We start from the raw sequence: 25,956 nt of genomic DNA on the forward strand, positions 1-25,956 counted from the left end.
GCCTCCTTGCGCATTCCCCTTCAGATCGGTTCGCGCATCGAACCTCCCTTTGCACTTGTTGCTCCTGAGTGCTCCCGCCCGATCGGCCCTGTGGCCTGATCGGGTTTTTTTTGCCTGCGGGTTCCTGCCGGGTTTCCCTGCGCGGCGCAAAACCGCTAAGGTCGCCGCCATTTGAAATGAGGTGCCTATGGGCTATCTACTGGTTGTCACGCTGATTCAGGCGTTTTCCTTCAGCTTGATCGGCGAATACCTGGCCGGGCATGTGGACAGCTACTTCGCCGTGCTGGTGCGGGTGGTATTGGCCGGGTTGGTGTTCATTCCCCTGACCCGTTGGCGCCAGGTGGAACCGCGTTTCATGCGCGCCATGCTGCTGATCGGCGCGTTGCAGTTCGGCGTCACCTACGTGTGCCTGTACCTGAGTTTTCGGGTGCTGACGGTGCCGGAGGTGCTGCTGTTCACCATCCTCACGCCGTTGCACGTGACCCTGATCGAAGATGCCCTGAACCGGCGTTTCAACCCTTGGGCGTTGATCGCGGCGCTGGTGGCGGTGCTGGGCGCGGCGGTAATTCGCCTGGACCGCATCAACCCGGACTTCTTCATGGGGTTCTTGCTCCTGCAACTGGCCAACTTCACCTATGCGGCGGGGCAGGTGCTGTACAAGCATTTGGTGGCGCGCCACCCCAGTGACCTGCCCCATTACCGGCGCTTCGGTTACTTCTACTTGGGGGCGCTGGCGGTGGTGTTACCGGCGTTCCTGGCCTTCGGCAAGGCGGATTTTTGGCCCGCAGCGCCGTTGCAGTGGAGCGTGCTGGTGTTTTTGGGGTTGGTGTCTACGGCGCTGGGGATGTACTGGTGGAACAAGGGCGCGTGCCTGGTCAGTGGCGGCACCCTGGCGGTGATGAACAACCTGCACGTGCCGCTGGGGCTGCTGGTCAACCTGTTGATCTGGAACCAGCACGAAGACCTGGGGCGCCTGGCCCTTGGCGCCCTGGTGATCCTGGGCGCGGTGTGGATCAGCCGCCGCGGCGCACTTCGCACCTCGTAGCAAGCGGGCGAGCTCGCTTGCTACGTTGTTTCGGGGGCGAGAGGCGGGAAGAGCCCGGCGCGCAGGTCGTTGCCGCTGGGCTGTTGGTACAGGCTCAGGCCGAATTCCGGTAGCACCGCCAGCAGGTAGTCGAAGATATCGCCCTGGATCCGCTCGTAATCGGCCCACGCGGTGGTGCGGGTGAAGCAGTAGATCTCCAGCGGCACCCCTTGGGCCGTGGTTTGCATCTGGCGGACCATGCAGGTCATGTTCGGCTGAATTTCCGGGTGGCTCTTGAGGTACGCCAGCGCGTAGGCGCGGAAAGTCCCCAGGTTGGTCATGCGGCGGCGGTTGGCCGACAGCTCGGCGACGTTGCCCTGGGCCTCGTTCCAACTCTTGAGTTCAGCCTGTTTGCGGCCGATGTAGTCGGTCAGCAGGTGCACCTGGGTCAGGCATTGTTCTTCCTCGTCGCGCAGGAAACGCACACCGATGGCGTCGATGTACAGGCTGCGCTTGATCCGCCGGCCACCGGCCTGTTGCATGCCGCGCCAGTTCTTGAACGACTCGGACATCAGGCGCCAGGTGGGAATGGACACGATGGTTTTATCGAAATTCTGCACCTTGACCGTGTGCAGGGTGATGTCCACCACGTCGCCGTCGGCGCCGACTTGGGGCATTTCGATCCAGTCGCCGACCCGCAGCATGTCGTTGCTGGTCAACTGCACGCTGGCGACGAACGACAGCAGGGTGTCCTTGTAGACCAACAGGATCACCGCCGACATCGCCCCCAGGCCGGATAGCAGCAACAGCGGCGAGCGGTTTATCAGGGTGGCGACGATGATGATCGCGCCAAACACGTACAGCACCATTTTCGCCAGTTGCACGTAGCCCTTGATCGACCGGGTGCGGGCGTGTTCGGTGCGCGCGTAGATGTCCAGCAAGGCATTGAGCAGGGCGCTGAGGCTCAGTACCAGGAACAGGATGGTGAATGCCAGGGCGACGTTGCCCAGAAACACGTGGCTGTTCTTGCTCAGATCCGGCACCAGGTTGAGGCCGAACTGCACGATCAGCGACGGCGTCATCTGGGCCAGGCGATGGAACACCTTGTTTTCGCGCAAGTCGTTGACCCAGTGCAGGGCCGGTTGCCGGCCCAGTAGCCGGGCGGCGTGCAGAATTAAGTAGCGTGCCACTCGTCCGAGCACCAGGGCGACCACCAGCAAGGCGCTCAGGGCCAGGCCGGAAAACAGCAGCGGGTGTTGATCGAGCATGCCCCAGAGGTCTTGGGCGTTGAGCCAGAGCTGTTTCATATCCATGGGTAAAGCGATTCTTCTGTAGGACGAGACCGGGCGATTAGAGCATTTAAGACAAGCGAGGTTACGATTCGGGACAAGTTCGCTAACAAAAATGCAGCTGATTGCGCTGCTTTGCGTAAAGAAACTCGGTTTGGCCGCGCGAAACCGTTACCCTATGCGGCTGTTTTTCTGCATTTCTTCGAGGTAGCACCCGTGTTTTCCCAATTCGCCCTGCACGAACGCCTGCTCAAAGCCGTGGCCGAGCTTAAATTTGTCGAGCCTACGCCAGTGCAAGCCGCGGCCATCCCGCTCGCGCTCGAAGGGCGTGACCTGCGGGTGACGGCGCAAACCGGCAGTGGCAAAACCGCCGCTTTCGTCCTGCCGATCCTCAACCGCTTGATCGGCCCGGCGAAAGTCCGCGTCAGCATCAAGACCCTGATCCTGCTGCCGACCCGCGAACTGGCCCAGCAGACCTTGAAGGAAGTGGAGCGTTTCGCCCAATTCACCTTCATCAAGTCCGGTCTGATTACCGGCGGCGAAGACTTCAAGGTGCAAGCCGCCATGCTGCGCAAGGTGCCGGACATCCTCATCGGTACGCCGGGGCGGATGATCGAGCAGCTCAACGCCGGTAACCTCGACCTCAAGGAAGTCGAAGTGCTGGTGCTGGACGAAGCCGACCGCATGCTCGACATGGGTTTTGCCGACGACGTGCAGCGTTTGGTCGAGGAATGCGCCAACCGCCAGCAGACCATGCTGTTCTCCGCCACCACCGGCGGCTCCACCCTGCGCGACATGGTCGCCAAGGTGCTGGTCAACCCTGAGCACTTGCAGCTCAACAGCGTCAGCCAACTGAACGCGACCACTCGTCAGCAGATCATCACGGCCGACCACAACCAGCACAAAGAACAGATCGTCAATTGGCTGCTGGCCAATGAGACTTATCAGAAGGCAATCATCTTCACCAACACCCGGGCCATGGCCGACCGCATCTACGGCCGCCTCGTGGCGCAGGAATACAAGGCCTTCGTCCTGCACGGCGAAAAAGACCAGAAAGACCGCAAGCTGGCCATCGACCGCCTCAAGCAGGGCGGCGTGAAAATCCTCGTCGCCACCGACGTCGCCGCCCGCGGGCTGGACGTCGAAGGCCTGGACATGGTGATTAACTTCGACATGCCCCGCAGCGGCGACGAGTACGTGCACCGTATCGGCCGCACCGGCCGCGCCGGTAACGATGGCCTGGCGATCTCGCTGATCTGCCATGGCGACTGGAACCTGATGTCGAGCATCGAGCGCTACCTCAAGCAAAGCTTCGAGCGCCGCACCATCAAGGAAGTCAAAGGCACCTACGGCGGGCCGAAAAAGGTCAAGGCCTCGGGCAAAGCCGTGGGCGTGAAGAAGAAAAAGGTCGACGCCAAGGGCGAGAAGAAGAAAACCGGCGCCAAGTCGCCGACCAAACGCAAGATCGCCAACCGCCCCAAGACCGACGCCCTGTCGCTGGTCAGCAAGGACGGCATGGCGCCGCTCAAGCGCCGCAAGCCCGAAGCACCTGCGGCCGAGTAAGGCGCGCAGGCCTTAAAAAAACCGGCCCCTGGCCGGTTTTTTATGGCCTCAACTATCTGCCTTGGCCTCGGCCTTGTTCAGCTCTTGAAGGCGTTTGTCGATCAACTGGCATTTGTCCGGCAAATCCTTGCTGGCGGTGGTCAGGTCCATTTGCTGCAACTCGTCGTTGATCTCCTTGGCTTTGGCCGGGTTCTGCTCGGTGATCTGGGTGACCTTCTCGGCCACTTCCTTGCGTTTGGCTTCGGCCTCTTCGGGGGTGCAGGCCCAGGCGGGCAGGGCGGTGAACAGGGCGGCGGCGACCGTCAATTTCAACAGGGTATTCATGATGCAGACCTCCAGGTTTGCGGGTGCACTACGCCCGGTTGAGGCTGGCGCTTGGGCAAAAGTTCAGTGAAATTGCGCCCATCAACCCGGCTGAACGGCTGCGGAACAGGCAGGTCACACCCTTTGAAAGGCATCTTTTTCTTATGCCTGCCGGAGGATTCAGGATGACTACTTACAACTGGGAACTGATCGAACGCCTGCTCCACGAAGTTCAGAACGGCGCCGACCACAGCTTCACCCCACGGCCCTATGCCGAAGAGCACGCAGCGGCCAAAGCGGCGGAAGGTGAGCAGGTGGAGAACCTCGACCATCTGAAAACCACCGCCACCGAGTACGAAAAGCTCCTGCTCGACCGTGGTTTCATCGCACCGCGCCCCGAGGAAGAGGGCGGAAATGGCGAAAATTTTGTGCTGACACCTCGCGGTTCCAGCTTGCTGGCGATGATCGACAGCAGCATTCCCGGCAACGACCACCCCCGCGAACTGTTGGACCAACAGGCCGACGCCCTCGACACCGCGACCTTCGACAGCCTGGCGTCCAGGGCGCAGAACGCCTGATTAACCGGGGCGCACGGTTTGCAGGCATTGCAGTGAAGTGAGGTCCTGGCGCACGCCGTCGAGTTTTTTCAGCAGGCGTGAACGCTGGGCCTCAGTGCTTTGGGCCATGAGGTCAACGATCAGGCTGCGGGCCGCTTGCTCGGTCCGCTCGAAGGCCTGGCGATAGGCGGGGCTCCACAACTGCTCGCGTTCCACCAGCAATTGCTCGATGCGTTGTGGGAAGTCAGCGGCATGACGCTGGGCCACTGCGGTGCTGAACTCGCCTTGCCATTGGGCGCGGTTGGCGATCCATTCGCGGTTTTGCTCGCCCAGGCTGGCAGACCAAGCCTGTACCCGTTGCCGCTGGCCGGGGCTGAGGGGGCCGAGCCAAGTGGCCAGGCGCTTGGCCATGCGCTCGGCGCGCTCGCGGATTTGCTGCTCCAGCGGTGGTTCGACGTATTTGGCCTGGCGTTCGCGCAGGTCCTTGGCGAAGGCCGCGTTCATCTCGGCCACTTGCCGCTCGCTCAGCCCTTGCAGCAGCTCCACGGCCGAGGGGGTAATGGCCCGGGCGGTTTGGCTGATGGCTTGCTTGGCTTCTGCGGCCCGGGCTTGCAGGGCCTGATCGCTGACCTGGTCGGTCTTGACCATGGCCTCGACACGGTCGAGCCAGTCCAGGTAGGCAGGCAATTGGGTGCTGCAATGCCAGCTCAGGTGCTCCTTGAGACGTTGGTCGAACCAATCTTTTTGGGGGCGGTTCATGTCCAGGTAGTCGCTGAGCGTCCACGGCACGATCACATCAAGGTTGCGGTAGGCCAGCCCGACGCGGCTGCACCCGGCGAGGGTCAGGCCGAGGGCCAAGAGCAGGGTGATGGCGTTGAACCAGCGGGGCATGGGCAAGTCCTGGCAGGCAGTCATAGACCCTCATCTGAACCCGCAAGGGTGCTGGCAGTTCAGTGTGGTTCAGGCGCTGGGGCAGGATTTTTACGGGTGATGGGGGAGGCGGGGCTCTAGCCCTGGCGCTTCGAGGCTCGAAGCGCTTAGGGACCAGGGATTGCTGCGCGGGGTGTTACTTTTTGCCAAGGGTAATTTGCTTGGACGGGCCGAAGGTCTGGCCACTGACGCCTTTGGCGATTTGCTGGATTTCACCGCCGGACTTCAGGAAAGCAGCAATCTGCTCGTTGATCGAATCGCTGGTTTCAACGGCTGGAGCTGGCTTTGATTTGCTATTGGATGCTTTTACGCGCATGGCGGCCATTAACCTGTAGAAAATTAACTTGGCCAGGCATCGTACAGGAAATACTTGACAATTGCTTGGTAAATATCTGCTGAAATGAATTAACTCATCGTTTGGAAATTAAAACCCGCGCATTCAAATAACGCCCTAAGCGGTTGTTTTCACTCAAAAGAGGCGGCAAATAAATACGGGCGTTGCGCCGATTGCCCCAAGCGCGGCCTGACGAGCGGCTCGTCCGTGCGCTAAATTCAGGCGCCACAAGGACTTTTTTCCGCCGCGCCCGCAGCCTGCAGAACGGCGCCGGTAAACTCGGGTAGAATGCCGCCCACGCAATGAGGGTATTGGAAATGGCTTTAGTCGGACGCTACAACAGTTTGCAAGTGGTTAAACATACTAACTTCGGTTTGTATCTGGACGGCGGCGCCGATGGCGAAATCCTGCTGCCCAATCGTTATATTCCAAAAGATATTCCCAGCGAAGATGAAGACTGGCTCAACGTTTTTATTTATTTGGACAGCGATGACAAACTTATCGCCACCACGGAAAAACCCAAAGTTCAGGTCGGTGAATTCGCCAGTTTGAAAGTGGTTGAAGTCAACAGCATCGGCGTGTTCCTCGACTGGGGCCTGCCCAAGGACCTGTTGCTGCCGTACTCCGAAGAAAAACGCCAGATGACCGCCGGCGAGTACTGCGTGGTGCATGTGTACCTCGACAAACACACCCGCCGCATCACCGCCACCGCGCGCCTGGACCGTTACCTGGACAAAACCCCGGCCAACTACCAAGTGGGCCAGGAAGTGGACTTGCTGGTGGCCGAAGCGACCGACATGGGCTTCAAGGCCATCATCAACAACAAGCACTGGGGCTTGATCCACAAGAACGAAATCTTCAAGTTCATGCGCGCCGGTAAAGAAGAAAAAGGCTTTATCAAAGAGATTCGTGCCGACGGCAAGATCAGCCTGAGCCTGCAACCGGTGGGTGAAGAAGCCGTCAGCAGCCTGAACTCCAAGATCCTCGCCAAGTTGCGCGAAAACAACGGCAGCCTGCCGGTCAGCGACAAAAGCGACCCGGCCTTGATTAGCAGCCTGTTTGGCGTCAGCAAGGGCAACTTCAAGAAAGCCATTGGCGCGCTCTACAAAGGTGGGCAGATCGTGATCCACGCCGACCGCATCGAGTTGAGCTGATTGCCTGAGGGGGATAGTGGCATTGAGCCGCCTAGCGCGGCGGTTTGCCGGGGTTTACGTGGGATGCAGGGCCTATTGCTGATGGATTCAGTAATAGATCATTGTAAGAACGAGCGAGCATTGCGTAGGAGTTAGGACTATTCTCTGTGAGAACACGTTTAAGACTCTCGATCGCACCGCATTACCCTGAAGGGGGCACCATGAAAGAGAAAATTCAAAACTGGCTCCACGACCTCGGTGTTGCGCTGGGTCTGATCGAACCGCCGCTGCAACCGGTGCCTATCCGCACGGACGACGAGCAACGCCGTCGCCAGCCGCGCCGCCGCTAACCCCCGCCCTTGAAGTGACCCAGGGCCTGATGCCGGTCAGGCCCACCGGTTTTCCCCTGTGCCCGCCCCGGGCTTTTTCTTTGTCCAGAACCCTATGCCCCGCCCACACTGCCCGCGCTGCCTGCGCCCCGACACCCATTGCCTGTGCCCGCTGATCCCCAGCCTCGACAGCCGCACCCGGGTGCTGTTGCTGCAGCACCCCAGCGAGGTACGCCACGCGCTGAACACCGCGCGCCTGGCGGCGTTGGGCCTTAATAACGCTGAGTTGATCGTGGGCGAGGTGTTCGCCGACCTACCGGCGCTGCTCGACCGCCCCGGTTACCAGGCGCGGTTGTTGTTTCCGGGCGAAGAATCCCAGGCGCTGCACGCTTATGGGCCGGCGGAGCTACCGCTGTTGCTGGTGGTGCCGGACGGCACCTGGCGCAAGGCGCGCAAGCTGTTGCACCTCAATCCGCTGCTGGCCGCGCTGCCCCGGGTCAGCCTGGCGGCGGGGGCGGTGTCGCGCTACCGCTTGCGCAAGGCGCCGGGGCCGGGGGCGTTGTCCACGGTGGAGGCGATTGCCCAGGCGTTGCAGGTGCTGGAGGCGCCGGCCTCGTTCGAGCCATTGCTGCACCCGTTCGAGGCGTTGATCGAGGGCCAGATCGCGGCGATGGGTGATGACGTTTACCAGCGCAACCACGGTGTCTAGCGTTCGCGCATCGCCTCGGTGCGAGCCTTGAGCACCGGTTTGAGCAGGTAATCGAGCACACTTTTTTCGCCGGTGATGATGTCCACGGTGGCCACCATGCCGGGGATTATCAGCAGCGGTTTGACGTCGCCGCCCAGGTGGTTTTTGTCGGTGCGCACCTGGATCAGGTAGAAACTGTTGCCTTTGTCGTCGGTGATGGTGTCGGCGCCGATCAATTCCAGCTTGGCGCTCAGGCCGCCGTAGATGGTGTAGTCGTAGGCGCTGAACTTGACCATGGCTTTCTGCCCCGGGTGCAGGAAGGCCACGTCCTGCGGGCGGACTTTGGCTTCGATCAGCAGGTTGTCTTCCAGGGGCACGATTTCCACCATGTCGCTGCCGGGTTGGACCACGCCGCCGATGGTGTTGACCTTGAGCTGCTTGATGACCCCATGCACCGGGGAGGTCACCGTGGTACGGGTGACGCGGTCGTCGATGGCGATGCTGGTGGCGGTGATTTTCGACAGTTCGGCGCGTTTTTCGTTGAGTTCCTTGGCCGCCTCGGAGCGGAAGCTCTGCTCCGATTCATCGATCTTGCTCTTGATCTCATTGATCGCCGATTCGGCCCGGGGAATGGCCAGGGTGGTGGCATTGAGGGAACCGCGGATTTCCACGGCGGCGCGTTTGAGGCGCAGGATTTCCACCGGCGACACCGCCCCGGTGCCCACCAGGGGCGCGGACATGTTCATTTCCTGTTGCAGCAGCCCCAGGCTTGAGCTGAATTGCCCTTGTTTTGAGCGAAATTCCGCCAGTTCTTGGGTTTTTTGCCGAAGTTGCTCACTCAAGGTCCGTTGTTCGCTGGCCAACCTGCGTTGGCGCTGCTCGAACAGCGAGCGTTCGTCCTCGGCCACTTGCGGGGCCTTGGCCACCACTTCGTCGGAGAGCTTGAAGGGCCGGCCCTCGGCTTCGGCCGACAGGCGTTCGACCTGGGCGGTGAGGGTGAAGCGGTCCACCTCGCTTTCGCCCTTGTTGGAGCGAAACCGCGTGTCATCCAGGCGCAGCAGGGTGTCGCCCTTGTTCACCATTTGCCCTTCGCGCACGAAGATCTCGGTGACGATGCCGCCCTCTAGGTTCTGGATCACCTGCACCTTGCTCGACGGAATGGCCTTGCCTTCGCCCATGGTCACTTCTTGCAGCACAGCGAATTTGGCCCACAGCAGGGCGCTGATGATGAGCGCGGCGGCGATCCACACCGTCAGGCGCGACCAGCGCGGCGAGTCTTCCTGGGCGACGCCGGCCACTTCGGGCATGAATTCGCTGTCGGCGTTTTTGTTGAAACGAGCGAAGTAGCCGCGCGGGGCAGTGGGGTTGGACATGGGCGCCTCCTAGACGGCCGCAGAGCCGACACGGCCCTTGCGCAGTGCATCGATGACCGCTTCCTTGGGACCGTCGGCGACGATCTTGCCGTTGTCCAGCACGATCAGGCGATCCACCAGGCTGAGCATTGAGGTGCGATGGGTGACCAGCAACAAGGTCTTGCCCGCGACCCAGGTGTGCAGGCGTTGGCGCAGGGTGTCTTCGCTGCTGTTGTCCATGGCGCTGGTAGGCTCGTCGAGCACCATGATCGGCGGGTCGAGTAGCAACGCCCGGGCCAGCAGCACAGCCTGGCGCTGGCCGCCGGAGAGCAATTGGCCGCGCTCGCCCACCGGGCGGTCGAAGCCTTGGGGGTGCTGGCGGGCCAGTTCGGTGACGCCGGTCAGCTCCGCCACTTCAAGCATCCGCGCATCGCTGATGTAGCGTGCGCCGAGGGTCAGGTTGTCGCGCAGGCTGCCGGCCAGCAGCGGCAGGTCATGGGCGACATAGCCGATCTGTTGGCGCAGGTCGGCCACGTCCAGTTGCCGCAGGTCCAGGCCATCGAACAGCAGTTGGCCTTCGTCGGGGGCGTAGAAACCCATCACCAGGCGCCCCAGGGTGCTTTTGCCCGAGCCGCTGCGGCCGATGATGCCGATGCGCTCCCCCGGTTTGACGCTGAAGCTGATGTTGTGCAGCGCCGGCGCGCCTTGCCCGGCGTACTGGAAGGTCACCTGGCTGACGTCCAGCGCGCCTTGCAACTGGGTGCGTTCCAGCGGCCGCTGCTTGGCGTCGCGTTCCTGGGGCAGGCCCATCAGGGCGTCGGTGCTGCGCATGGTCAATTGGGCTTGCTGGTAGCGGGTGATGAGCCCGGCGATCTGCCCCAGGGGCGAGAGCACGCGGCTGCCGAGCATGTAGGTGGCCACCAGGGCGCCGACGCTGAGGCTGCCGGCGATGATGCTGTAGACCCCGGCGATGATGGTGGTCATGCCACACAACTGCTGGATGAACAGGGTGCCGTTGGTGGCCATGGCCGACAGGTTGCGGGCATGGCTGTCCAGGCGCGTGAGGGCACCGTGGGTGCTTTCCCATTTGTGCTGGCGCTCGCTTTCGGCGCTGCAGGCCTTGAGGGTTTCCAGGCCACTGAGGGTTTCGATCAGCAGGGCCTGGCGTTCGGCACCCAGGGACAGGCTTTTTTGCACGGTGTCGCGCAGGCGTGCCTGGATCACCATGGCAAAGCCGATGGTGATGGGGAACGCCAGCAGCGGGATAACCACCAGCCAGCCGCCGAGCAGGCCGATCACCACCAGCATCAGCACGGCGAAGGGCAGGTCGATGAGGCTGGTCAGGGTCACGGCGGTGAGGAACTCACGCAGGCCCTGGAAGTCATGGATGCTCTGGGCAAAACCGCCGATGGTGGCCGGGCGGGCCTTCATCGACATGCCGGTGATGCGCTCAAACAGCGTGGCGGAGAGGATCACGTCGGTTTTCTTGCCGGCGGTGTCCAACAGGTGCGCGCGCACCACCCGCAGCACCAACTCGAACCCGGTGCCGATCAACAGGCCCACCGACAGCATCCACAGGGTGGACGTGGCCTGGTTGGGCACCACGCGGTCGTAGGTCTGCATGACGAACAACGGCACCATCAGGCCCAGCAGGTTAATCAGGAAACTGGCGAGGATCGCGTCGCTGTACAGCCAGCGCGACAGCTTGAGGGTGTCGCGAAACCATGCCTCTACCCGGGGCACCAGGGGCGCGCGCAGGTCTTCGAGTTCGTGGCGCGGCCGGGCGAAGAGGGCCTGGCCGCTGTATTCCTCGGCCAACTCTTGGCGGCTGACCCACTGCTCGCCGCCCTCGGCTTCGCTGGGCAGGATCAGCGCCTTGTCGTCCTCGCTCCAACGGCGCAGTACGGCGGTGCGGCCGTTGTTGAGGATCAGCAGCACCGGCAGGTTTAGCGCAGAAATGGCCGACAGGTCCCGGCGCAGCACCCGCGCCTGCAACCCGGCCCGGGCCGCGGCCCGGGGCAGCAGGTCCAGGCTCAGGCGTTGCTGGGCCAGGGGCAACCCGGCGCTCAGGCTGGCACGGCTGACGGTGCGGTCGTGCAGCTTGCACAGGATCATCAACCCGTCCAACAACGGGTCGTCGAAGCTCAGACGCGGGTCCACGCCAGTATTGCCGGGTTCCATGCTGGTCAAGTTGCGCACTCCTTGTACCGACTACTTCATTTCAGGCAAACGGGCTTCGTTTCTCACTTCGGTCTGGGCGATGGCTTCGGCGGGGACGACGACTTTCTCCTTGTTCAGCAACTCCCCCATGTTGGCCAGCACGCGGTACATCGAGAACTCTTCGGTGTAGCGCACTTCGGTGTAGCGGCGGTTGGCGTTGTACAGCTCGTTTTCACTGTCGAGCAGGTCGAGCAGGGTGCGTTGGCCCAGGCCGAACTGGTCTTGGTAGGCGGCGCGCACACGGGTGGTGGTTTCGGCGTATTCGCGGGCGGTGGGGGTTTGCTTCTTGGCGTTGACCATGGCGTTCCAGGCCAGGGTGATGTTCTCGTTGAGCATGCGCAGTGCGTTGTTGCGGATGTCCATGGCCTGGTTGATTTTGTGCGCGTCCGATTGCAGGCGTGCCTTGTCGCTGCCGCCCTTGAACAGGTTGTAATTCATGATGACGCCCACGCGCCATTCGTTGTCATGGCCCTTGTCGCCCTGGATGTTGTCGTTGGCGCCCACTGCCGCTTCGGCATCGAAACGTGGGTAGAACGGCGACTTGGCCACCTCATATTGGCTTTCGGCGGACTGCACGTCGGCCTGGGCGGATTTGAGGTAAGGGTTGTTCTCCAACATGCTCTGGCGCGCGTCCGGCAGGCTGGCGGGCACTTCACCACGAATCGAGGGCAGGGTTTCCAGTTCGTCGGGCATGCGGCCAACGGCGCTGAAGAAGTTCGCCTCGGCATCGGCCAGGTCGACGGTGGCGGTGTCAAAGTTGTTTTCCGCCAGGGCACGACGGGCGGCCGACTGGTCGAGGTCGGCGTTGCTGCCCACGCCGCGCTGGGTGCGCAGGCCAATCTGGTCGTTCACCCGCAGGTGCGCTTGCAGGTTGTTCTTGGCCAGGGTCACCAGTTCACGGCGCTTGAGCACCTCCAGGTACACCTCGATGGTACGCAGGGCCAGGCTTTCGGCGGTGCCGCGGGTGTAGTAGGCGCGGGAGTTGACCACCGATTGGGTGCGGCCCACTTCATTGGCGGTATTAAAGCCGTCGAACAGCATTTGCCGCAGGCGCAGTTCCGACTGGGTGTAGTTCAACGTTTCGGTGTGGTGGTTGCCCTGGCCACGGGTGGTGCTGTTGTCGCTATAGCCACGGCCATACCCGGCGTTGAGATCCAGCGAAGGGTAAAAACCACCCTTGGCGACCTTCACGTCTTCATCCGCCGACAAACGGCTGTTCTGGGTCGAACGCAGCTCGGGGTGATTATCCAGCGTGCTTTGGATGGCTTCAGTCAACGACATGGCCTGGGCCGCGGGGGCGCAGGCGATAGCCAATAAAACCGCGCTGCAGAGGGGTGTCAAAACGCGCATGGGTACTTCTCCCTGGTCCTGATGGTGCTTAGCAGTCGCCAAAAAGTTGACGAATTTTTTAGTTCAAACCGTTTCAGGTTTGTAACATGAGAGCTAAGAACACTTTTGCGCCGACCTAAGAAGAATTTCTCATAACACTTATGCCAAAAAAAACTTATGCACTCTGCCAGATCCAGCACATTGTTGATTGCGCGGGCCCTTATTAACCAAGCCCTCTGGAGCTTTTAAGGGGTTTCGCAAAGTTCAATCAATTTTGCAGTACAGGTCGGGAAAGGAGTGAAAAGGCGAGGGCGGCATCGTTTTTCGGGCGGCGGTTTTTTGTCACTTGCCCCTGGTTAGCGCTGTGACGCCCCTTCCCTTGAACGGTTTTGAGGCGGATGAGCTTGATTTTGTTTGGCTTGTTCCGCTTTCACCGGTAGTTCGGGAGGTGTAAGGGGTGACGGATTTGTGCCGCGCTTAGAGACGCGGCGCAGATCGGTCGCCCCGTGCCATTCACGCTTTCTCTGCATACGTAGATGCCGATAGCTGTCGGCGGCGGAGGAATGGATATGGCAACGCTCATCGGTATCGTCAGTCAGGTAGTGGGTCAGGTTTACGCAGTGGCGAGCAACGGTGCCAAGCGCGCCCTGGTCGAGGGCGACCGGCTGTTTGCCGGGGAAACGCTGGACACCGGCGCCTCCGGCGCGGTGGCCGTGCGCTTGCAGAACGGCCAGGAATTGACCCTCGGCCGTGGCAGCGAGCTGCAATTGAGTGCCGACCTGCTCAGCGACAAGGTGCCTCACGTCGTCGCCGCTGAAAGCACCACGCCGAGCCAGGCGCAATTGACGGACGTCGAGCAATTGCAAAAAGCCATCGCCGCTGGCGCCGACCCCACCCAAACCGGCGAAGCCACCGCGGCCGGCCCCGGTAGCCCCGGCGGTACGGGCGGCGCGGCGGGCGGCGGCCACACCTTTGTATTGCTCGAAGAAGTGGCGGGCCGGGTGGACCCGGTCATCGGCTTCCCCACCGCCGGGTTCAACGGTATTCCCGAATTCGTCCCGCAGATCATCGACCCGGTGCCAGAGGACACCACGCCCCCCATCGTGCCGCCCAACAACGAAGTGAGCCTGGGCGGGCTCGCGGTCGAGGGCGGCGAACTGACCCTCAACGAAGCCAACCTGCAGCAGGGTTCGGCCAGCGACCCGGCGGCCCTGACCCAAAGCGGCAGCTTCAATGTGTCGGCCCCCGATGGCCTGCTCAACCTCAGCGTGGGCGGCATCAGCGTGGTCAGCGGCGGAGTGGCCGCGCTCTTTCCGCAGTCGATCACCACCCAACTGGGCAACACCCTGACCATCACCGGCTACAACCCGGCCACGGGCGTGGTCACCTACAGCTACACCCTCAACGGCAACGAAACCCACTCAGCGGCCGACGGCGCCAACAACCTGAGCGAACAGTTCACGGTGGTGGCCAGCGACACCAACGGCGACACCGCCACCGGCTCGCTGGACATCAACATCACCGACGACCTGCCCAGCGCAGCCAACGACAGCAACGCCGGCGTCGGCTCCGAAAGCCAACTGACCCTCACCGGCAACGTGCTGACCAACGACGTACAAGGCGCCGACCGCGTGGCCAGCGGCCCGGTCACGGCCGGCACCTACACCGGCACCTACGGCACCCTCGTGCTGGCGGCCGATGGCAGCTACACCTACACCCTCAACCCCACGGGCGCGGCGTTTTTGGCCCTCAAGGGCGATGGTAGCGGCACCGAAACCTTCACCTACACCCTCACCGACTCGGACGGCGACACCAGTACCGCCAACCTGGTGCTCAACGTCCACAACAATGACGACCCCGCGACCCTCGATGGCCTCAAAGTCGAAGGCGCCGAACTGACCTTCTATGAAAACGCCCTGAGCGACGGCTCGGCGCCAGGCAGCAGCCCGCTGACTCAGGGTGGCTCCTTCACCGTGACCGCACTGGACGGCGTACAAACCCTCACCGTCGGCGGTATCAACGTGGTGACCGGCGGTCTGGCGGCCACTTTCCCACAGGTGTTTACCACCGACCTGGGTAATACCCTGACCATCACCGGGTACAACCCGACTACAGGCGTGGTGACTTACACCTACACCCTGAACGACAACGAGGCCCATGCAACGGGTGCAGGCACCAACAACCTCAGTGAAAGCTTCACCGTGACCCTGGTGGACAGCAACGGCACCACAGCCACCGACTCCCTGGACGTGAACATCGTCGACGATGTGCCAACGGCTAAAGACGACAGCAACACCCAAACTGCCACCGAAACCCTGACGTCATTGACCGGCAACGTGCTGGACAACGACATCCAAGGCGCAGACCGCGTAACCACCGGCCCATCGGCAGGTCCTATCACTGGCGGTACCTTTACTGGCACCTACGGCACCCTGGTTCTAGGGGCAAATGGCACTTACACCTACACCCTTGACCCCAACAATCCTGCATTCAAAGCGCTGACCACGAACGCCACCGAGACCTTCACCTACACCTTCACCGACAAGGACGGCGATACGAGCACCGCGAATTTGGTGCTCAACGTTCACAACAACGATGACCCAGTGGTGATCGATGGCCTGAAAGTGGACGGCGGGGAAGTCACGTTGTACGAAAAAGCGCTCTCGGACGGTTCCGCTCCGGGGAGTTCGCCGTTGACCCAGGGCGGCTCCTTCACCGTGACCGCACTGGACGGCGTACAAACCCTCACCGTCGGCGGCATCAACGTCGTCACCGGCGGCGTGGCGGCCACTTTCCCACAGGTGTTTACCACCGACCTGGGCAACACACTGACCATCACCGGGTACAACCCGACTACAGGCGTGGTGACTTACACCTACACCCTCAACGACAACGAGGCCCATGCAACGGGTGCAGGCACCAACAACCTGAGCGAAAGCTTCACCGTGACCCTGGTGGACGGTAACGGCACCACAGCCACCGACTCCCTGGACGTGAACATCGTCGACGATGTGCCAACGGCTAAAGACGACAGCAACACCCAAACCGCCACCGAAACCTTGACGTCATTGACCGGGAACGTGCTGGACAACGACATCCAAGGCGCCGACCGCGTAACCACCGGTCCATCGGCCGGCCCCATTACCGGCGGTACATTCACCGGCACCTACGGCACCTTGGTTTTGGGGGCGAACGGTACTTATACCTACACCCTTGACCCCAATAATCCCGCCTTCAAGGCACTGACCACGAACGCCACCGAGACCTTTACCTACACCTTCACGGATAAGGACGGCGACACCAGCACCGCGAACCTAGTGCTCAACGTCCACAACAACGATGACCCGGTGGTAATCGATGGCCTGAAAGTGGACGGCGGGGAAGTCACGTTGTACGAAAAAGCCCTGGGCGATGGCTCCGCTCCTGGCAGCAGCCCGCTGACCCAGGGCGGCTCCTTCACCGTGACCGCACTGGACGGCGTACAAACCCTCACCGTCGGCGGCATCAACGTGGTGACCGGCGGTGTGGCGGCCACTTTCCCACAGGTGTTTACCACCGACCTGGGTAATACCCTGACCATCACCGGGTATAACCCGACTACAGGCGTGGTCACTTACACCTACACCCTCAACGACAACGAAGCCCATGCAACGGGTGCAGGCACCAACAACCTGAGCGAAAGCTTTACCGTGACCTTGGTGGACGGCAACGGCACCACGGCCACCGACTCGCTGGATGTGAATATCGTCGACGATGTGCCAACGGCCAAAGACGACAGCAACACCCAAACTGCGACTGAAACCCTCACCAGCCTCACCGGCAACGTGCTGGACAACGACATCCAAGGCGCCGACCGCGTGACCACCGGCCCATCGGCCGGCCCCATTACTGGCGGTACATTCACCGGCACCTACGGCACCCTGGTTCTGGGGGCGAACGGTACTTACACCTACACCCTCGACCCCAACAATCCCGCCTTCAAAGCGCTGACCACGAACGCCACCGAGACCTTTACCTACACCTTCACCGACAAGGACGGCGACACCAGCACCGCGAATTTGGTGCTCAACGTCCACAACAACGACGACCCGGTGGTAATCGATGGCCTGAAAGTGGACGGTGGTGAACTGACGCTTTACGAAAAAGCCCTGAGCGATGGCTCGGCGCCAGGCAGCAGCCCGCTGACTCAGGGTGGCTCCTTCACCGTGACCGCACTGGACGGCGTACAAACCCTCACCGTCGGCGGTATCAACGTCGTCACCGGCGGCGTGGCGGCCACTTTCCCACAGGTGTTTACCACCGACCTGGGTAACACCCTGACCATCACCGGGTACAACCCGACTACAGGCGTGGTGACTTACACCTACACCCTGAACGACAACGAAGCCCACGCCTCCGGCGCCGGCACCAATAACCTGAGCGAAAGCTTCACCGTGACCCTGGTGGACGGCAACGGCACCACGGCCACCGACTCCCTGGACGTGAACATCGTCGATGACGTGCCAACGGCCAAAGACGACAGCAACACCCAAACTGCCACCGAAACCCTGACGTCATTGACCGGCAACGTGCTGGACAACGACATCCAAGGCGCCGACCGCGTAACCACCGGTCCATCGGCCGGCCCCATTACCGGCGGCACCTTTACTGGCACCTACGGCACCCTGGTTCTGGGGGCGAACGGTACTTATACCTACACCCTCGATACCAACAGTGCGGCGTTCAAAGCGCTGACCACGGATTCCACCGAGACCTTTACCTACACCTTCACCGATAAGGACGGCGATACCAGCACCGCCAATCTGGTGCTGAACGTTCATAACAACGACGACCCGGTGGTGATCGATGGCCTGAAAGTGGACGGCGGGGAAGTCACGCTGTACGAAAAAGCCCTGAGCGATGGCTCGGCGCCAGGCAGCAGCCCGCTGACTCAGGGTGGCTCCTTCACCGTGACCGCACTGGACGGCGTACAAACCCTCACCGTCGGCGGTATCAACGTCGTCACCGGCGGCGTGGCGGCCACTTTCCCACAGGTGTTTACCACCGACCTGGGTAATACCCTGACCATCACCGGGTACAACCCGACTACAGGCGTGGTCACTTACACCTACACCCTCAACGACAATGAAGCCCATGCCTCCGGCGCCGGCACCAATAACCTGAGCGAAAGCTTCACCGTTACCCTGGTGGACAGCAACGGCACCACGGCCACCGATTCGCTGGACGTGAACATCGTCGATGACGTGCCAACGGCCAAAGACGACAGCAACACCCAAACTGCCACCGAAACCCTGACGTCATTGACCGGCAACGTGCTGGACAACGACATCCAAGGCGCAGACCGCGTAACCACCGGTCCATCGGCCGGCCCCATTACCGGCGGCACCTTTACTGGCACCTACGGCACCCTGGTTCTAGGGGCAAATGGCACTTACACCTACACCCTTGACCCCAACAATCCTGCATTCAAAGCGCTGACCACGAACGCCACCGAGACCTTTACCTACACCTTCACGGATAAGGACGGCGACACCAGCACCGCCAATCTGGTGCTCAACGTCCACAACAACGACGACCCGGTGGTGATCGATGGCCTGAAAGTGGACGGCGGGGAAGTCACGCTGTACGAAAAAGCCCTGAGCGATGGCTCCGCTCCCGGCAGCAGCCCGCTGACTCAGGGTGGCTCCTTCACCGTGACCGCACTGGACGGCGTACAAAACCTCACCGTCGGCGGCATCAACGTGGTGACCGGCGGCGTGGCCGCGACTTTCCCACAGGTGTTTACCACCGACCTGGGTAATACCCTGACCATCACCGGGTACAACCCGACTACAGGCGTGGTCACTTACACCTACACCCTCAACGACAACGAAGCTCATGCAACGGGTGCAGGCACCAACAACTTCAGTGAAAACTTTACGGTCACTTTGGTGGACGGCAACGGCACCACGGCCACCGACTCGCTGGATGTGAATATCGTCGACGATGTGCCAACGGCCAAAGACGACAGCAACACCCAAACCGCCACCGAAACCTTGACGTCATTGACCGGGAACGTGCTGGACAACGACATCCAAGGCGCCGACCGCGTAACCACCGGTCCATCGGCCGGCCCCATTACTGGCGGTACATTCACCGGCACCTACGGCACCCTGGTTCTGGGGGCGAACGGTACTTATACCTACACCCTCGACCCCAACAATCCCGCCTTCAAGGCACTGACCACGGATTCCACCGAGACCTTTACCTACACCTTCACCGACAAGGACGGCGATACGAGCACCGCGAATTTGGTGCTGAACGTCCACAACAACGACGACCCGGTGGTGATCGATGGCCTGAAAGTGGACGGCGGGGAAGTCACGCTGTACGAAAAAGCGCTCTCGGACGGTTCTGCTCCGGGCAGCTCGCCGCTGACCCAGGGCGGCTCCTTCACCGTGACCGCACTGGACGGCGTACAAACCCTCACCGTCGGCGGTATCAACGTGGTGACTGGTGGTGTGGCGGCGACTTTCCCACAGGTGTTTACCACCGACCTGGGTAACACCCTGACCATCACCGGGTACAACCCGGCGACTGGCGTGGTCACTTACACCTACACCCTCAACGACAACGAAGCCCATGCCTCCGGCGCCGGCACCAACAACCTGAGCGAAAGCTTTACCGTGACCTTGGTGGACGGTAACGGCACTACGGCCACCGACTCCCTGGACGTGAACATCGTCGATGACGTGCCAACGGCCAAAGACGACAGCAACACCCAAACTGCGACTGAAACCCTCACCAGCCTCACCGGCAATGTGCTGGACAACGACATCCAAGGCGCCGACCGCGTAACCACCGGCCCATCGGCTGGCCCCATTACTGGCGGTACATTCACCGGCACCTACGGCACCCTGGTTCTAGGGGCGAACGGTACTTATACCTACATCCTCGACCCCAACAATCCCGCCTTCAAGGCACTGACCACGGATTCCACCGAGACCTTTACCTACACCTTCACCGACAAGGACGGCGACACCAGCACCGCGAATTTGGTGCTCAACGTCCACAACAACGATGACCCAGTGGTGATCGATGGCCTGAAAGTGGACGGCGGGGAAGTCACGCTGTACGAAAAAGCGCTCTCAGACGGTTCTGCTCCGGGCAGCTCGCCGCTGACCCAGGGCGGTTCCTTTACCGTGACCGCGCTGGACGGGGTACAAACCCTCACCGTAGGCGGTATCAACGTGGTGACCGGCGGCGTGGCGGCAACTTTCCCACAGGTGTTTACCACCGACCTGGGTAACACCCTGACCATCACCGGGTACAACCCGACTACAGGCGTGGTCACTTACACCTACACCCTCAACGACAACGAAGCCCATGCCTCCGGCGCCGGCACCAACAACCTGAGCGAAACCTTTACCGTGACCTTGGTGGACAGCAACGGCACCACGGCCACCGATTCGCTGGACGTGAATATCGTCGACGATGTGCCAACGGCTAAAGACGACAGCAACACCCAAACTGCCACCGAAACCCTCACCAGCCTCACCGGCAATGTGCTGGACAACGACATCCAAGGCGCCGACCGCGTAACCACCGGTCCATCGGCCGGCCCCATTACCGGCGGTACATTCACCGGCACCTACGGCACCCTGGTTCTGGGGGCGAACGGTACTTATACCTACACCCTCGACCCCAACAATCCTGCATTCAAAGCGCTGACCACGAACGCCACCGAGACCTTTACCTACACCTTCACGGATAAGGACGGCGACACCAGCACCGCGAACCTAGTACTGAACGTCCACAACAACGACGACCCGGTGGTGATCGATGGCCTGAAAGTGGAGGGCGGGGAAGTCACGCTGTACGAAAAAGCCCTGAGCGATGGCTCCGCTCCTGGCAGCAGCCCGCTGACTCAGGGTGGCTCCTTCACCGTGACCGCGCTGGACGGCGTACAAACCCTCACCGTCGGCGGCATCAACGTCGTCACCGGCGGCGTGGCGGCCACTTTCCCACAGGTGTTTACCACCGACCTGGGTAATACCCTGACCATCACCGGGTACAACCCGGCGACTGGCGTGGTCACTTACACCTACACCCTCAACGACAACGAAGCCCATGCCTCCGGCGCCGGCACCAACAACCTGAGCGAAAGCTTTACCGTGACCTTGGTGGACGGTAACGGCACTACGGCCACCGACTCCCTGGACGTGAACATCGTCGATGACGTGCCAACGGCCAAAGACGACAGCAACACCCAAACTGCGACTGAAACCCTCACCAGCCTCACCGGCAATGTGCTGGACAACGACATCCAAGGCGCCGACCGCGTAACCACCGGCCCATCGGCTGGCCCCATTACTGGCGGTACATTCACCGGCACCTACGGCACCCTGGTTCTAGGGGCGAACGGTACTTATACCTACATCCTCGACCCCAACAATCCCGCCTTCAAGGCACTGACCACGGATTCCACCGAGACCTTTACCTACACCTTCACCGACAAGGACGGCGACACCAGCACCGCGAATTTGGTGCTCAACGTCCACAACAACGATGACCCAGTGGTGATCGATGGCCTGAAAGTGGACGGCGGGGAAGTCACGCTGTACGAAAAAGCGCTCTCAGACGGTTCTGCTCCGGGCAGCTCGCCGCTGACCCAGGGCGGTTCCTTTACCGTGACCGCGCTGGACGGGGTACAAACCCTCACCGTAGGCGGTATCAACGTGGTGACCGGCGGCGTGGCGGCAACTTTCCCACAGGTGTTTACCACCGACCTGGGTAACACCCTGACCATCACCGGGTACAACCCGACTACAGGCGTGGTCACTTACACCTACACCCTCAACGACAACGAAGCCCATGCCTCCGGCGCCGGCACCAACAACCTGAGCGAAACCTTTACCGTGACCTTGGTGGACAGCAACGGCACCACGGCCACCGATTCGCTGGACGTGAATATCGTCGACGATGTGCCAACGGCTAAAGACGACAGCAACACCCAAACTGCCACCGAAACCCTCACCAGCCTCACCGGCAATGTGCTGGACAACGACATCCAAGGCGCAGACCGCGTAACCACTGGCCCATCGGCCGGCCCCATTACCGGCGGTACATTCACCGGCACCTACGGCACCTTGGTTTTGGGGGCGAACGGTACTTACACCTACACCCTTGACCCAAACAATCCCGCCTTCAAGGCGTTGAAAACCGACACAACGGACACCTTCACCTACACCTTCACCGACAAGGACGGCGACGTCAGCACGGCGAAACTGGTGCTTAACGTCCACAACAACGATGACCCGGCGGTTATCAATGGCCTGAACGTCACGGGCGGGGAGTTGACGCTGTATGAAAACGCCTTGAGCGATGGCACTGCGCCGGGCAGTTCGGCCCTGACGCAAGGCAGCACGTTCAGCGTGACGGCCCTGGATGGGGTGAAAACCCTGACCGTGGCTGGGATGAATGTGGTCAGTAATGGCGTGGTGGCGAACTTCCCGCAGGTGTTTGTCACGCCTCTGGGCAACACCCTGACGGTCACGGGCTACAACCCGGCGACCGGGGTGGTGAGCTACACCTACACCCTCAACGACAATGAGAACCACAGCGGCGGCAATGGCACCACCCTGGCCGAGCCGTTCACCGTGACCCTGGTGGACGGCAACGACAGCACGGCCACCGGCACGCTGGACGTCACCATCGTTGACGATACGCCGCTGGCCAAGCCGGATACCGGCACGGTGATCGAAGGCAGCACCCTCAATATCGCGGTGCTGGGCAATGACGTGCTCGGTGCCGACGGCGCGACGCTGGGCGGTGCTGTGGTGGGGGTGAAGGCGGGCAATGGCACCGGCACCCCGGTGACCACCGGCCTGAACAGCAACATCGCCGGCAACTTTGGTTACCTGACGCTGGATGCGGCGGGCAACGCGGTGTACCACAGTTACGCGAACTCGGTCAGCGGCACGGTGACGGATACCTTCACCTACACCATCCGTGACGGCGACGGCGACCTGAGCACCACCACCATCACCGTGACGATCAATGACAGTGGCCTGAAGGCCATCGTCGATCAGGACGTGACGGTGTACGAAAAAGCCCTGGACCTGGGCAAGGATGGCCTGGACCTGGTCGGCGGCACGGTGGTCGGCAGCGATCCTACGTCCACCGGCGAAACCGCCACCGGCACCCTGGTGGGTTCGGTCACCGGTGGCGTCGGCGCCATTACCTACACCCTGGTGGGCAGTGCTACCGGTGCCTATGGGCAACTGTTGCTCAACCCCAACGGCACCTACACCTACACCCTGAGTTCGGCGCCGAAAACCACGCCCAATGCCAACGACGGCATCACCACCAACCAGACCGAAACCTTCACCTACAAGGCCACAGACGCTGCGGGCAACACCCAGACCAGCACCATCGTCATCAACATCGTCGACGACGTGCCCAAGGCTGTGGCCGCCGAGCGTTCGATGACCACGGTGGAGGTCGATACCAACCTGCTGATCGTGCTCGACACCTCCGGCAGCATGGACTGGGAGTCGGGGGTGGCGGGCAAATCGCGCCTGCAACTGGCCAAGGAAGCCATCACCGCATTGCTCGACAAGTACGACGCCATGGGCGATGTGATGGTCAAACTCGTCACCTTCAGCTCCACCGGTGTCGAACAGGGAACGACCTGGGTCAGTGTGGCCGTGGCCAAAAGCCAAATCGCCGGGCTGATCGCCGACGGTGGCACCAACTACGACGGCGCAGTGGCCAAGGCGATGACGGCGTTCCTCAAAAGCGGCAAGCTCACGGGCGCACAGAACGTCGGCTACTTCTTCTCCGACGGTGAGCCTACCGCTGGCCAGGAAATTTCTGGCAGTGATATCACCAACTGGCAGAACTTCCTCAACACCAACGGCATCAACAACTACGCCATTGGCCTGGGGCCGAACGTTTTTGCCTCCAACCTTGACCCTCTGGCGTACAACGGCAATACCGGGACGGACACCAACGCGGTGATCGTCACCAACCTGGCGCAACTGGACTCGGTACTCGCCGGCACTGTGCAGGGCACGCCGGTTACCGGCACGTTGCTTGGCGAAGGCGGCTCGTTCGGCGCCGATGGCGGCTTTATCAAATCCATCGTGGTCGATGGCATCACCTACACCTACGACCCCAAGGCCTTGAACAACCAGGGCTCGGTGACCGCCACCGGCGTCGGTACAGTCACCGGGATCTTCAACACGGCGAACAACACCCTCAGCGTCTCCACCACCAAGGGCGGCACCCTGTTGGTGAACCTGGATACCGGCGAATTCACCTACACCTCGCAAACTGTCTCGACTACGCAAAAGGTCGAAAACTTCACCTACACGGTGAGCGACAACGACGGCGACCTGGCCGGTTCCACCCTGACCATCAAGGTCAACCCCAACGCGGCGCCCGTGGCCGGTGACGACAACATCATCACCAACGTGGCCTCTAGCACTATCGTGATCCCCGGCGATGTACTGCTGGCCAACGACAGCGACGCCAATGGCGACCCGTTGACGCCGTCCACCACCAGCTTCGCCACGGGGTGGATCGCCCGAGGGGCGGACTTCTCGGGCACCGGTTCGGTGAGTTTCGCCGGGACCCAAAACAACTCGGGCAACCAAAACCTGGCCAACGTGCGCACCAACTTCGCGCGCACCCCAGGCACCATGACGGCGGCGCTGGCCATCAGTGCCTTCTTGGGCGCGGTCAACGCCAACAACGCCAACGACGAGGACTTGGTTACCGTCAACCTCAAGCAGGGCGAGGTGCTCAAGGCCTCCCATAACCTGGGGGCAGGCCAGGTAACGCTGGCGTACTCGATCAACGGTGGGGCTTTCGTGCTCATCAACAGCGGCGATTTGATCCCGGCGGCCACGGGGGCCAATGACGTGTATCGCATCCGTGTGGTTAACGTGGCCGACACCCCCGGCGGCGACACGGGCTCGGAAACCTACACCCTGAGCCTGTCCATCGATTACACCGCCACGTCCCCCATCACCCCGGACGTCAACGCCAGCTACACGGTCAATGACAACCACGGCGGCAGCGACAGCGCCGCGGTAAACATCCACTACCAGGACGGCCTCACCCTGACCGGCACCAGTGGCAACGATGTGCTGGTGGCCGGCGAAGGCGACAACACCCTCAACGGTGGCGCCGGCAACGACGTACTCACCGCGGGCTCGGGCAACAACACCCTCAATGGCGGCGATGGCAACGACCTGCTGTTCAGCGGCATCGGCAACGACACCTTGATCGGCGGCAGTGGCAACGACACCGTCAGCTACGCCCACGCCACTTCGGCGGTAAACGTCAGCCTGCTGGAGGGCGGTGGGCAGATCACCGGCGGGGCGGGCACGGACATTCTGAGTGGCATCGAGAACCTGATCGGCTCCAACTACAACGACACCCTGACCGGCGACAACAACGCCAACGTCATCACCGGCGGCTTGGGCAACGACATCCTCAACGGCGGTGGCGGTGACGACTTCCTGATCGGCGGCCCGGGCGACAACACCCTGACCGGCGGCACGGGCAGCGACACCTTCCAGTGGGGCGCGGGCAACACCGGGCACGATGTGGTCACCGACTTCACGCCGGGCACCGACAAGCTCGACCTGTCCCAGTTGCTGCAAGGGGAAAACGCCACGGCGGCCTCCCTGGATGACTACTTGCACTTCAAGGTCACGGCGGCGGGCACCACCATCGACGTCAGCGCGGCGGCGGGGGCAGCGACCACCCAGACCATCGACCTGGCCGGCGTCAACCTGGCCACCCAGTACGGGGTCACGCCGGGGGCGGGCGGGGTGATTGCCGCCGGGGCGGACACCGCGACCATCATCAACGGCATGCTCAACGACCACTCGTTGAAGGTCGATACGGTGTAA

At 61.9% G+C, this 25,956-nt stretch carries 14 protein-coding genes; 7 read left to right on the top strand and 7 right to left on the bottom strand.

Annotation, left to right across the window (positions count from 1 at the left end; genetic code table 11):
• The first annotated feature begins 187 nt into the window (after window positions 1–187).
• Window positions 188–1,045 carry a carboxylate/amino acid/amine transporter gene (locus AC19YR_RS01860; RefSeq protein WP_500596919.1) on the top strand — a complete coding sequence of 286 codons (858 nt, stop codon included), beginning with the start codon at window positions 188–190 and terminating at the stop codon, window positions 1,043–1,045.
• Between the two features lie 20 nt (window positions 1,046–1,065).
• Here AC19YR_RS01860 and AC19YR_RS01865 read toward each other — a convergent pair whose 3' ends face one another.
• On the bottom strand, window positions 1,066–2,337 hold the full coding sequence (locus AC19YR_RS01865; protein ID WP_500596921.1) for a mechanosensitive ion channel family protein: 1,272 nt from the start codon (window positions 2,335–2,337) through the stop codon (window positions 1,066–1,068).
• A gap of 192 nt (window positions 2,338–2,529) precedes the next feature.
• On the opposite strand from AC19YR_RS01865, the gene AC19YR_RS01870 reads away from it, so the two are divergent.
• Window positions 2,530–3,876 carry a DEAD/DEAH box helicase gene (locus tag AC19YR_RS01870; RefSeq protein ID WP_095107343.1) on the top strand — a complete coding sequence of 449 codons (1,347 nt, stop codon included), beginning with the start codon at window positions 2,530–2,532 and terminating at the stop codon, window positions 3,874–3,876.
• 48 nt (window positions 3,877–3,924) lie between these two features.
• On the opposite strand, the gene AC19YR_RS01875 is transcribed toward AC19YR_RS01870, so the two are convergent.
• Window positions 3,925–4,200 (bottom strand): hypothetical protein, encoded by a 276-nt coding sequence (locus tag AC19YR_RS01875; protein WP_500596923.1) that lies wholly within the window; start codon window positions 4,198–4,200, stop codon window positions 3,925–3,927.
• A 164-nt stretch (window positions 4,201–4,364) separates the two neighbouring features.
• Here AC19YR_RS01875 and AC19YR_RS01880 point away from each other — a divergent pair, with 164 nt between their 5' ends.
• Entirely contained in the window at window positions 4,365–4,757 is a 393-nt protein-coding gene (locus tag AC19YR_RS01880; RefSeq protein ID WP_095107347.1) for a transcriptional regulator, read from the top strand.
• Here AC19YR_RS01880 and AC19YR_RS01885 read toward each other — a convergent pair whose 3' ends face one another.
• Together AC19YR_RS01885 and AC19YR_RS01890 are read right to left on the bottom strand one after the other, a co-directional pair.
• Window positions 4,758–5,627 (bottom strand): DUF6279 family lipoprotein, encoded by an 870-nt coding sequence (locus AC19YR_RS01885; protein WP_500596924.1) that lies wholly within the window; start codon window positions 5,625–5,627, stop codon window positions 4,758–4,760.
• Between the two features lie 175 nt (window positions 5,628–5,802).
• A complete protein-coding gene (locus AC19YR_RS01890; RefSeq protein ID WP_176465044.1) occupies window positions 5,803–5,991 on the bottom strand; it encodes a PFL_1563 family small protein in 189 nt (62 codons plus the stop codon).
• A gap of 326 nt (window positions 5,992–6,317) precedes the next feature.
• On the opposite strand from AC19YR_RS01890, the gene AC19YR_RS01895 reads away from it, so the two are divergent.
• The 3 genes from AC19YR_RS01895 to AC19YR_RS01905 all read left to right on the top strand — a co-directional run bounded on the left by AC19YR_RS01895 (window position 6,318) and on the right by AC19YR_RS01905 (window position 8,171).
• A complete protein-coding gene (locus tag AC19YR_RS01895) occupies window positions 6,318–7,154 on the top strand; it encodes a CvfB family protein (protein ID WP_500596925.1) in 837 nt (278 codons plus the stop codon).
• Window positions 7,155–7,354: 200 nt separating this feature from the next.
• A complete protein-coding gene (locus AC19YR_RS01900; protein WP_003184145.1) occupies window positions 7,355–7,483 on the top strand; it encodes a PA1414 family protein in 129 nt (42 codons plus the stop codon).
• Window positions 7,484–7,577: 94 nt separating this feature from the next.
• Window positions 7,578–8,171 (top strand): tRNA-uridine aminocarboxypropyltransferase, encoded by a 594-nt coding sequence (locus tag AC19YR_RS01905; RefSeq protein ID WP_500596927.1) that lies wholly within the window; start codon window positions 7,578–7,580, stop codon window positions 8,169–8,171.
• Here the strand turns inward: AC19YR_RS01905 and AC19YR_RS01910 are convergent.
• Genes AC19YR_RS01910 through AC19YR_RS01920 form a run of 3 tightly spaced genes read right to left on the bottom strand, consistent with a single transcriptional unit; the run spans window position 8,168 to window position 13,072 of the window.
• On the bottom strand, window positions 8,168–9,523 hold the full coding sequence (locus AC19YR_RS01910) for an HlyD family type I secretion periplasmic adaptor subunit (RefSeq protein ID WP_095107355.1): 1,356 nt from the start codon (window positions 9,521–9,523) through the stop codon (window positions 8,168–8,170). The two genes, AC19YR_RS01905 and AC19YR_RS01910, sit on opposite strands and share 4 nt — an antisense overlap.
• Before the next feature lie 9 nt (window positions 9,524–9,532).
• Window positions 9,533–11,692: a type I secretion system permease/ATPase gene (locus AC19YR_RS01915; protein WP_500596929.1), complete on the bottom strand. Its 2,160-nt coding sequence runs from the start codon at window positions 11,690–11,692 to the stop codon at window positions 9,533–9,535.
• Window positions 11,693–11,713: 21 nt separating this feature from the next.
• The gene (locus AC19YR_RS01920; protein WP_095107357.1) at window positions 11,714–13,072 is read right to left on the bottom strand and encodes a TolC family outer membrane protein; all 1,359 of its coding nucleotides are present in this window, start codon (window positions 13,070–13,072) and stop codon (window positions 11,714–11,716) included.
• A 548-nt stretch (window positions 13,073–13,620) separates the two neighbouring features.
• On the opposite strand from AC19YR_RS01920, the gene AC19YR_RS01925 reads away from it, so the two are divergent.
• Window positions 13,621–25,956 carry a retention module-containing protein gene (locus AC19YR_RS01925; protein ID WP_500596931.1) on the top strand — a complete coding sequence of 4,112 codons (12,336 nt, stop codon included), beginning with the start codon at window positions 13,621–13,623 and terminating at the stop codon, window positions 25,954–25,956.

The organism is Pseudomonas sp. MF08817, from assembly GCF_059862705.1.

Coding starts and splice junctions, on each gene's coding strand:
- AC19YR_RS01860 (WP_500596919.1), top strand. CDS start 188: ATGGGCTATCTACTGGTTGTCACGCTGATTCAGGCGTTTTCCTTCAGC.
- AC19YR_RS01865 (WP_500596921.1), bottom strand. CDS start 2,337: ATGGATATGAAACAGCTCTGGCTCAACGCCCAAGACCTCTGGGGCATG.
- AC19YR_RS01875 (WP_500596923.1), bottom strand. CDS start 4,200: ATGAATACCCTGTTGAAATTGACGGTCGCCGCCGCCCTGTTCACCGCC.
- AC19YR_RS01880 (WP_095107347.1), top strand. CDS start 4,365: ATGACTACTTACAACTGGGAACTGATCGAACGCCTGCTCCACGAAGTT.
- AC19YR_RS01885 (WP_500596924.1), bottom strand. CDS start 5,627: ATGCCCCGCTGGTTCAACGCCATCACCCTGCTCTTGGCCCTCGGCCTG.
- AC19YR_RS01890 (WP_176465044.1), bottom strand. CDS start 5,991: ATGGCCGCCATGCGCGTAAAAGCATCCAATAGCAAATCAAAGCCAGCT.
- AC19YR_RS01895 (WP_500596925.1), top strand. CDS start 6,318: ATGGCTTTAGTCGGACGCTACAACAGTTTGCAAGTGGTTAAACATACT.
- AC19YR_RS01900 (WP_003184145.1), top strand. CDS start 7,355: ATGAAAGAGAAAATTCAAAACTGGCTCCACGACCTCGGTGTTGCGCTG.
- AC19YR_RS01905 (WP_500596927.1), top strand. CDS start 7,578: ATGCCCCGCCCACACTGCCCGCGCTGCCTGCGCCCCGACACCCATTGC.
- AC19YR_RS01910 (WP_095107355.1), bottom strand. CDS start 9,523: ATGTCCAACCCCACTGCCCCGCGCGGCTACTTCGCTCGTTTCAACAAA.
- AC19YR_RS01920 (WP_095107357.1), bottom strand. CDS start 13,072: ATGCGCGTTTTGACACCCCTCTGCAGCGCGGTTTTATTGGCTATCGCC.
- AC19YR_RS01925 (WP_500596931.1), top strand. CDS start 13,621: ATGGCAACGCTCATCGGTATCGTCAGTCAGGTAGTGGGTCAGGTTTAC.